Below are 7,150 nucleotides of genomic sequence, written 5' to 3' on the forward strand. Positions count from 1 at the left end.
TTTTTGTTCTCCGTGGTCGCAAGTCCATCACCGGGTCAGAAACGGGCCACGCCAAAACTGTTGGCGTGCAGCGTTCGCCGTTCGGCTTCGTGGCAGATGTCCAGCAGGTAGCCCAGCAGCGTGCGGGTGTCGCGCGGGTCGATGAGCCCGTCGTCCCACAGGTGGGCGCTGCCGTAGAGGGCGCTGGACTGGCTGTCGAGTTTTTGCGCGGTGGTCTGTTCGAGCAGGTCCAGCATCTTCGGGTCGGGGCTCACGCCCTGCCTGATCTGCGTGGCCTCGGTGACGATTCGCAGCACCTTGCCGGCCTGGGCGCCGCCCATCACGGCCGTGCGGCTGTTGGGCCAGGCGAAGATGAAGCGCGGATCCAGCCCGCGACCGCACATGGCGTAGTTGCCGGCGCCGTAGGAACCGCCCACCACGACCGTCAGCTTGGCCACCCGGGCATTGGCCACGGCCTGGATCATCTTGGCGCCATGCTTGATCACACCTTGTCGTTCCGATTCGGTGCCGACCATGAAGCCGGTGGTGTTGTGCAGGAACAGCAACGGCGTGCGGCTCTGGTCGCACAACTGGATGAACTGCGCGGCCTTGCTGGCGCCCTTGGCGGTGATCGGACCGTTGTTGCCGATCACGCCGCAGGCATGGCCGCGGATGTGCAGATGACCGCAAACGGTTTGCGGGTCGAATGCTTGCTTGAACGCCAGGAACGCCGAGCCGTCGGCGATGCGGGCGATGATTTCCGCCACGTCGTAGGGCTTCTTCGGGTCGTCGGGCACCAGCCCCAGCAGGTCGCCGGCGGGGTACAACGGCTCGGCCCAGGTCCGTTCGGGCGAGGGTGCCAGTTGCGCGTTCCAGGGCAGCAAGCTGAGGATCTCCCGGGCCAGGCGTATGCCGTCGGCATCGTCCTGCGCCAGGTATTCGGCGGTGCCCGCCACTTGCGCATGCATCTGCGCACCGCCGAGTTCCTCTTCGCTGGCGACTTCGCCCGTGGCGGCCTTGAGCAGCGGCGGCCCGGCCAGGAACAACCGCGCCTTGTCGCGCACCACCACCACGTAGTCCGACAGCCCTGGCTGATAGGCCCCGCCAGCGGTGGCCGAACCATGGACCACGGTGATCTGCGGCAGGCCCATGGCCGACATCCGTGCCTGATTGGCAAAGCAGCGCGCGCCTTCGACGAAGATCTGCGCGGCATAGTTGAGGTTGGCGCCGCCGCTTTCGGCCAGGGTGACGACCGGCAGTTTGTTTTCCATGGCGATCTGTTGCAGGCGCAGGGTTTTCTGCAAGCCGCTGGGGGAAATGGTCCCGCCCTTGATCGCGCTGTTGTTGACCACCACCAGCACCCGCACGCCGGACACATGGCCGATCCCGGCGATCAAGCCACCGCCGGCCTGGCTGCCATCCTTGTCATCATGGCGCTTGTAGCCGGCCAGGCTCGCCAGTTCGAGAAACGGCGCGCCGGGGTCCAGCAGCAGGTTCAGGCGCTGGCGCGGCAACAATTGGCCGCGCTGGTCGAAGGTGTCCTGGGCCTGGGCGGCTTTTTCCAGCACGGCCTGTTCGATCGCGCGCAGTTGCTCGACGCCCGCCAGCATGGCCGCGTGGTGGCGGGCGAAGTCGGTGCTGTGAGGGTCAAGCAGCGTTTCGATGACCGGCATGGACCGTTCTCCTTTTCGATGCGAACGCGCTAGTCGAGTTGATCGGCGATGCTTTGCGGCACCGGTATCTGGATATCGAGCAACTGCTGGGCCAGCGCCTTGCCCTGGGGGTCGCCGCGCAGGCTGGCGGCGCCACCGCCGCCCAGGGCGTTTTCCAGCAGGAAATTCAGGCTATGGGTGCCCGGCAGGTACCAGCGTTCGACGCGGCCCAGCAACGGGTCAAGGACGTGACTCATCCAGTCGACCACCACTTCCGGCGTCAGGGCCTCGGCGATCCACGGCAGGTATTCGGGCGCACGCGCGATCACGCCGATATTGACGTGGTTACCCTTGTCGCCGGAGCGCGCCACCGCCAGCTTGACCAGCGGCACGCTGGCATCGGCCCGGCCCTGGGGTTTGGGCACGTCTGCGGCGAGCGGCAGGTCGCCGGTTTGCAGGGTGTCGAGAGGGGGCAGGGGGCACGGGTGGCGCTGCCCCTGGCATTCAATCGCGAGCGTGCAGTGGGCTTTGTCGATCAGGAACGAAAACAGGCGGATCAACGGCGACACCGTCGGCCTGCCACCCACCATGCCGGTCAGTCCGGGCGCCATGCCGGTGGCGGCCTGGGCGATTTCCCGGGAAAACAGCACCAGCGCTTGCCTGTCCGGGTGCCGAACCGCCAGTTTGAGCACCACTTCACGGGTGTCCTGGCGCCGACGATGCTGACCGTAGGTGGCTTCGCTGCCCAACAACTCGACGCTCACCTCGCGGTAGGGCGCCCAGCCGCGCTGGCTGAACATCTGCGAGGTCCTGGCGATAATTGCCTGGCCAACCCGTTCAGCCTTTGCCACCGCATCGATGCCGGCGATCAGGCAGGTGGCGGTGCAGCGGTAGCCGTCCAGCCCGGTGGCGCAGACCTTGTACTGATCGCTGGGCGGCAGGCCCCGGGCGCCGTGGACGCGCACGGCATGCTTGCCTTGCTGGATCAACCGGACCTGGCTGAAGTCGCAGATCACGTCGGGCAGCAGGTAGCCTTGCGGGTCGCCGATCTCGTACAGCAATTGTTCGCCGACCGTCAGTGGCGTGACCAGCCCGCCGGTGCCGGGCGCCTTGGTGACGATGAACTGGCCGTCGGCGCTGACGTCGACGATGGGAAAACCGATGTGCTCGTAGTCCGGCACCTCCCGCCAGTCGGTGAAGTTGCCGCCGGTGCATTGCGCCCCGCATTCGATGAGGTGGCCCGCCAGCGCAGCCTGGGCCAGTTTGTCGTAGTCGTCCCAGGCCCAGCCGAACTCATGCACGAGGGGGGCACTGACCACCGCGCTGTCCACCACTCGCCCGGTGATCACGATGTCGGCGCCCAGGCGCAAGGCTTCGACGATACCCGGCGCGCCGAGGTAGGCGTTGCTGGACACGCACGCGGCTGGCGGGGGCTCGCCGCTGAACATCTCGCGCAGGCCCTGGCCGGCGAGCCGATCCCATTGCCCTTGCAAGTCATCGCCCAGCAGCACGGCGATCTTCAACGGCACGCCCGCCTGGTCACACGCCGCTTGCAGCGCCGCGGCGCAGGCCTGGGGATTGACCCCGCCGGCGTTGCTGATCACGCGGATCCGTTCGTCGTGCAAGCGCGGGAGCAGTGGCGTGAGCACCTCGATGAAGTCCGTGGCATAGCCGCCCTGGGGATCCTTCAGGCGCGCCCCGGCCAGGATCGACATCGTGACTTCCGCCAGGTAGTCGAACACCAAGTAGTCCAGCGCGCCTCCTTCGACCAGTTGCGCGGCGGCGCTGCAGGTATCGCCCCAGAAGGCGCTGGCGCAACCGATGCGGATCGTTCCTGGCATGAGATTCCCTCCGGCGAGCGTGGTCCGAGACTACCAAGCAAGCGCTTGGTCTGCAAACGGCTGCGGGTTTTCCACCCGAGCGCTTGCTTGGTGGCCTGGGTCGGCTTAAATTGCCCGCGCAGCCCTGTTGATTGGGACACGGCCGCGCATGGATCGATCGACTGTAGGAGAGAATGGGTGGACGAGCAAAAAGCCCTGCACGTGATGCACGAGTTGGTCGACAACGGGCAGCTGACCGACCCGCAGAGCGCGCGTGGCAAACTGCTCCAGAGCGCTGCCCATCTGTTTCGCAACAAGGGCTTCGAACGCACCACCGTGCGCGACCTGGCGAGCGCCGTGGGCATTCAGTCGGGCAGTATCTTTCACCACTTCAAGAGCAAGGACGAGATCCTGCGGGCGGTGATGGAAGAAACCGTGCGCTACAACACGGCGTTGATGCGGGCCGCGCTGGCCGAGGCGAGTGGCGTGCGCGAACGGGTACTGGCGCTGATCCGCTGCGAATTGCAGTCGATCATGGGCGGCACCGGCGAGGCGATGGCCGTGTTGGTCTACGAATGGCGCTCGCTGTCCCAGGACGGGCAACGGCAGGTGCTGGCCCTGCGCGACATTTATGAAGACTTGTGGCTCGAGGTTCTGGGCCAGGCCAAGGCGGCGGGGTATATTCGCGGAGACGTGTTCATTACCCGACGTTTCCTCACCGGCGCATTGTCCTGGACCACCACCTGGTTTCGCGCCGAAGGCAACTTGAGTCTCGATGAGCTGGCCGAGCAAGCCCTGATCCTGGTGCTTGAAGAAAAACAATAATCAAGCGGTGCTTTAAATCGCCATAGGGCTGGCTAAGCGGCTGAAACCGCCTAGCTTGAGTGTATTGACGAGTACTTTTGGGGAGTGGGGATCTTGACGTTTTCGCCGATGGGGATGACTTCCCGTGTGCTGCTGGCTGCCCTGGCCGCTTTCCTGGCGTTGCCGGCCTCGGCGGCGCAATTGGTCCGGATCGGTGCGGCGCATTTTCCTCCTTACACCGTTCGCCCCGAGAACGGTGCCGACACGGGCCTGCTGCCGCAGATGGTGGAGGCCTTGAATCAATCGCAGGCAACCTATCAGTTCGTCCTGGTGCCGACCTCCATACCTCGCCGTTTCAACGACTTCAAGCAGGGCCGGGTCGACATGGCGATTTTCGAGAACCCCGATTGGGGTTGGCAGGACGTGCCGCATACGGCGGTCGACATGGGCCTGGAAGACGCCGAAGTCTTCGTCGCCCAGCACCAGCCGGACCGCCAGCAGAATTATTTCGCCGACCTGAGGGGCAAGCGCCTGGCACTGTTCAGCGGTTACCACTACGCCTTTGCCGAATTCAACGCCGACCCCAAGTTCCTCGCCGGCCAGTACAACGCCACCCTGACGTACTCCCACGACAGCAACCTGCTGATGGTCTTGCGCGGGCGCGCCGACATCGCCTTGGTGACTCGCTCGTACCTCAACGATTATGTGTTGCGCAATCCTGAGGTCGGCCCGCAGTTGCTGGTGTCCGAACGTATCGACCAGGTCTACCACCATTACGCCCTGATCCGGCCCCAGGCGCCCATTAGCAGCGAGGCGTTCGCGCAACTGTTGCAGACGCTGCGGGACAACGGCCAGCTATTGAAGATCTTCAAGCCGTACCAGATCGAGCTGGTGCCCACGCACGCCCACTGACCGGGCCCTAAATTTCCCGGCGCGGCTCACGTCCCTCGTTGACTACCGACGACTACGCGAGCCCCTTTCCATGTCCAACCTCAACCAGCCCATGGCGCTGCCCCTGCCGGGCGGACGCCGTCTCGGCGCCGATGAAACCGAACGCCACCTGAGCCTGATGCTTGAAGGCGCGCCGCTGATCCGGTTGCGCCTGGAGCGCGGGCCCGAGTTGCATGTCCATTTGCAGGAGATCCACGACCGCCCCGTGGGCCCGGCGCTCTGGGCGGCCTGCTACTGGTTGTTTGCCCGTGACCCGGACTGTCGGCGCCTGGTCTGGCACCTTCAGGAGCACCCCGGCGAAGCCTTGCTCAGTGGCCTGCTGACCAGCGCCGGGCGCCCTGGCGAATACGTCTGCGAGCGCACGATGTTCTGGCAGTTGCCGCAACCCTGGCTGGGGGAGTCGTTCAATGGCAGTTACCCGCAGCAGATGATCATCACCGATGGCCGGCGTCATCCGCGCCGGCCGGTCAAGCCGCGTGGCGAGGTGTACCGGCGCTTCGACGCGCGGCTGGGCGCCTGGGTGTCATTGCGCACCCTGGAGATCGAGCAAGACCTGGAGCGTTTCAACCGCTGGCAGAACAGCCCGCGGGTGGCGAGCTTCTGGCAGGAGGAGGGCACCCTGGCGCAGCATCGCGAGTACCTGGACACGCTGGCGGACGATCCCCGGGTGCTGACCCTGATCGGCTGTTTCGATGACCAGCCGTTTGCCTACTTCGAGGCCTACTGGGCCAAGGAAGACCGTATTGCGCCGTTCTATGAGGCCGGGCATTACGATCGCGGCATCCACATGCTGGTGGGCGAGGAACAGCACCGCGGGCCGCACAAGGTGGCGAGCTGGTTGTCGGCGCTGGTGCATTACCTGTTCCTCGACGACCCGCGCACCCAGCGCGTGGTGGCCGAACCCCGGGCTGACAACGCGCGGATGATCGGGCACCTGCACAACCAGTGTTTCCACTGTGAAAAGGAATTCGACTTCCCCCACAAGCGCGCGGCGCTGATGATCCTGGGGCGGGAGCGGTTTTTTGATCGATGCTCGCTGATGTAAGGCATGGCGTGCGGCGGACACCTGTGCAAGCGAGTCCGCCCGCGAAGGGGCCATTCGACGGGCCCGGCGCTTATCGCCGGGCGAAGGTGTCCCCGCGCACCCCGGACACCTTGCGGCAGTGCACCAGGGCGTCGCGGATCATGAAGTTCACCAGGGTCGGCGAGACGCCCAGTTCCTTGGCGATGTCTTTCTGTGGCACGCCGTGCAGGCGGTACATCTCGAAGGCATAGCGGGTTCGGCTGGGCAGTTCGGTGAGCGCATCGGCGATGTGCTCCAGGGTGGAAAAGTTGATGTGGGAGGTTTCCGGCGACGCACCTTGGATCACCACGTTCAAGCCTTCCTCTTCCGGCCCCGCGTATTTCTGCTCCAGCGCCTGCTTGCGGTAGTGGTCGATCGCCAGGTTGCGCACGATCTGGAACAGGTAGCTGAGCTGGGCCTTGAACGACGAGGTGATCTGCGGCGCCGATTGCAGTCGGAAAAACGCATCCTGCACCACATCTTCGGCGCGGGACCGGCACCCGGTGATACGCGCGGCAATCTTGACCAGGATCAAGCGGTTATCGACGAACGCCTGAAGTAACGGTGACTCACACCTGCTTGTGGATACTTGTTCCGTCATGGAATTCACCTTGCTGCAAAAAGTTAGCAGGACGAACGATCTTTCCGACCCGTCCTACGCATCGAGCGCCAAATTAGGCTTAATGATAATTATTGTCAATTGAGAAAAAGAATTATTGCAGCGTGTAAGTCCAGCACCTGAAGCGCGACCCATTGCCGCAGCCGGGCCTCGCCCCTGGCAGGTCTGGCGCACGCGACCGACCGACTAATTCTTTGCCCGTGGCATCCGTTCCCTTGGTTGGATGGAAGAACACCCGATACCACTTGCAAGCCGAATTTCA

General features: G+C 64.7%; 6 protein-coding genes. 3 read left to right on the plus strand and 3 right to left on the minus strand.

From position 1 onward, the window contains the following. Window positions 1–35 precede the first annotated feature (35 nt). Both AD664_RS11620 and AD664_RS11625 read right to left on the minus strand, forming a co-directional pair. Complete coding sequence (locus tag AD664_RS11620) at window positions 36–1,652, minus strand: acyl-CoA carboxylase subunit beta (RefSeq protein ID WP_053146659.1); 1,617 nt, start codon at window positions 1,650–1,652, stop codon at window positions 36–38. Between the two features lie 29 nt (window positions 1,653–1,681). Beyond that, window positions 1,682–3,472, minus strand: coding sequence for an acyclic terpene utilization AtuA family protein (locus AD664_RS11625; RefSeq protein ID WP_053146662.1), 1,791 nt, complete (start codon window positions 3,470–3,472; stop codon window positions 1,682–1,684). Between the two features lie 177 nt (window positions 3,473–3,649). Between AD664_RS11625 and AD664_RS11630 the strand changes: the two genes are divergently transcribed. The 3 genes from AD664_RS11630 to AD664_RS11640 all read left to right on the plus strand — a co-directional run bounded on the left by AD664_RS11630 (window position 3,650) and on the right by AD664_RS11640 (window position 6,251). Then, window positions 3,650–4,276, plus strand: coding sequence for a TetR/AcrR family transcriptional regulator (locus AD664_RS11630; protein ID WP_053146664.1), 627 nt, complete (start codon window positions 3,650–3,652; stop codon window positions 4,274–4,276). A gap of 114 nt (window positions 4,277–4,390) precedes the next feature. Further along, window positions 4,391–5,167, plus strand: coding sequence for an ABC transporter substrate-binding protein (locus AD664_RS11635; protein WP_053147063.1), 777 nt, complete (start codon window positions 4,391–4,393; stop codon window positions 5,165–5,167). A 70-nt stretch (window positions 5,168–5,237) separates the two neighbouring features. Next, the gene (locus tag AD664_RS11640) at window positions 5,238–6,251 is read left to right on the plus strand and encodes a GNAT family N-acetyltransferase (protein ID WP_053146666.1); all 1,014 of its coding nucleotides are present in this window, start codon (window positions 5,238–5,240) and stop codon (window positions 6,249–6,251) included. Window positions 6,252–6,321: 70 nt separating this feature from the next. Here AD664_RS11640 and AD664_RS11645 read toward each other — a convergent pair whose 3' ends face one another. Further along, the gene (locus AD664_RS11645; RefSeq protein ID WP_042730202.1) at window positions 6,322–6,870 is read right to left on the minus strand and encodes an RNA polymerase factor sigma-70; all 549 of its coding nucleotides are present in this window, start codon (window positions 6,868–6,870) and stop codon (window positions 6,322–6,324) included. Between the last annotated feature and the right edge of the window lie 280 nt (window positions 6,871–7,150).

Source organism: Pseudomonas sp. P97.38, from assembly GCF_001269745.1.
Lineage (GTDB): Bacteria > Pseudomonadota > Gammaproteobacteria > Pseudomonadales > Pseudomonadaceae > Aquipseudomonas > Aquipseudomonas chlororaphis_E.